Origin of the sequence: Acidovorax sp. HMWF018 (assembly GCF_003061035.1) — a bacterium.
Taxonomy (GTDB): domain Bacteria; phylum Pseudomonadota; class Gammaproteobacteria; order Burkholderiales; family Burkholderiaceae_C; genus Acidovorax; species Acidovorax delafieldii.
Map to the genome: position 1 here is coordinate 1 of NZ_QAIM01000498.1, position 2288 is coordinate 2288.

The window sequence follows — 2288 nt, forward strand, 5'->3', positions numbered from 1 at the left end:
TGAACTCGCGGCTGAATGTCCTTCTTCTCTCCATGAACCACCTCCGGTTTCATCTTCCACCTTAACAAGGTGTCATCGAAACCGGCAGCAGCCCACTTTTCAAAGTTGGAAGTGCGTCCAACCTGCAGGTCAATCCCCAGATCGGTCATCCACTTCATCGCTGCCAAATACTCTTGATGAATGTTCGAAAAAGAATTCGAGGGGATCATCTTTGAGAACGTGTTTTTATCCATGAATGCCAATTCCCGGCTGTTGAAGGCTCTCAGTTGCTGCGATACAAACCCAGCTCACTGATCTTCTGGCGATTGTCCGCGACGTAGAGCGCCTTTGCACGGATCTGCCCAAGCCACGGCCTTGGCCTCAAGTCCACTCAATCCTGATCGGGCGCTGGCACTTACGCGCAGGGTGCGAACAAGGAACACCTGCAAAGTAGCCTCGTGAACTCGCTCATTTAAAACTTGCCATCCCAGGATCGGCAGCTACGATTTTCGTAGACCACAAACTTCTCTGGAGCGATAGATGCGACACCTGCTATCTGCGATGTCAGCCATTGCACTAACTTTTGGCATGGGAATGTTGCAAGCGGCGACTGTTGATCCTGATAGCCTGAAGCGGATGAGAGATGCGGTGAATGAGGAAGGCGAGGTACGAGTGATGATCACCCTACGCCATCAGAAACTTGAAAAATTATCGCAAGAGCAAAAAAATGATAACTTAAAAAAAGATGCAAATGCCATACGTGCGTTAAAGGCGGAATTAGGAATCGCAGCATTTACAGAAGGTAGTTGGGAGAGCGAGAGTGGGCAGATCGGGATGTATATAAAAGCAGCAGGCATTAGCATCCTTCAAAACAGTCAGAATGCACTGGCCTTTACAATAGATCCCACTGACAAATCGCGCATTACTGCTATGGACCTGGATGGCAGCCTTACAGCCCTCCGGAAAGTTTTGCGCACTAGATCAGAGGTAGATGCCGAAATAATTCTTGACACTCAGAGTGCGAAGTATCAACTATTGCAAGATGGCTCGACACGCATAACAAATGTTGGCGAAGTGATCATTGAGGCCAATTCCCTGATTGAGAAAATCCGGGAAAATTTGCAAAAATCAGGCCACTCCGAATCTACCCTGATATTAGACAATGCGCTACCAATAAAAATAACGACCTCTATTAACAAGAAAAAGCTACTCCTCCTGCAGAATCATCCTGATGTGCGAGGAATTTGGCCTATCGGCTATCAAGATCCTCGGACCACCTACTGGTCTGCAGGAGCATCCGATATAGCCGAAAAAGAGGGGCAGGTAGAGGTGAGTATTTCGTTGCGCGGTGGGTTACTTTTCTCTCCTGATTTAAATTGGAATTCCCGTGGAGGAAAAAATCAGGCAATGGCAAATCGAGAAGCCATGACAAAAATTCTTGCTGATGCCAATATAAAAATGCCACAAAGCGATCCTGTCGGGGATTCGATTGGGTCGTTTCAGATGATTCTTACCAAGGACCAGCTGTCTAGACTCCGCGCAAAAAATGATCCGCGAATTTTGGAGTTGCGTGAAAACCGCCCACTGGGTGTGTCGCAACTACAAAGGAGCATGCCGACTATTAACATGCCTGTTGCATGGGCTTCTGGAAATAAGGGGAGTGGTGTAGCGATTGCCGTGTTAGATGACGGCATTCGAAAAACTCACGAGATGTTTCTCTTTAACGGCACTACGAAAGTGGTCGGCGAAGATTGTTTTGGATCAAACTCCGGAGGCTTTAAGTCTATATGTCCGAACAAGGATTTGTTCGGTGATAGCCCAGCGGGGACGCCAAATGCGGGTGAGCCAAACAGTGATCTCATCGGATGCCAGCTGATTGATCAGCAGCGGTGCGGGCATGGTACGCTAATGGCTTCGGTTGCTGCGGGTCGCGCATCACCGAACGTGGCCAGCGGAATATTGCAAGGGGTTGCGCCAGACGCCCAACTCATTTCGATAAATATTTTCTCATATGATCGCATCAATAATAAAAAAACATATTATTTGAACGACTTGGAAAAAGGGCTCTCGTCGGTGCTTCTGAGGGCCGGCGGGACTACGCCCAGCTCGCCTGCAGCACTGGTTGTCAATCTGAGTATCGGCACCGTTGCCAGTTACCCGTCCGACTGCGATGCCAATGTCAGCATCGCCATCAGAAATCTTATTCGACAACTTAGCAGGCTGCTGAAATACTCCCCAGCGTCCGAACCTGTTCAGCGGCTGTAGCCGCATTTTTCCGTATCCTGAAAGTCAACCCCTCAAAATCGCCT

The 2288-nt window shown here is 48.7% G+C and carries 2 protein-coding genes; one reads left to right on the plus strand and one right to left on the minus strand.

Features of this window, described 5'->3' with window-relative positions:
* Positions 1-233, minus strand: a 233-nt coding sequence (locus tag DBR23_RS21285; RefSeq protein WP_146191395.1) for a hypothetical protein, incomplete at its 3' end; no start/stop codon positions are given.
* Between the two features lie 307 nt (positions 234-540).
* Here DBR23_RS21285 and DBR23_RS21290 point away from each other — a divergent pair.
* Positions 541-2244: a S8 family serine peptidase gene (locus DBR23_RS21290; RefSeq protein WP_158276479.1), complete on the plus strand. Its 1704-nt coding sequence runs from the start codon at positions 541-543 to the stop codon at positions 2242-2244.
* The last annotated feature ends 44 nt before the right edge of the window (positions 2245-2288 follow it).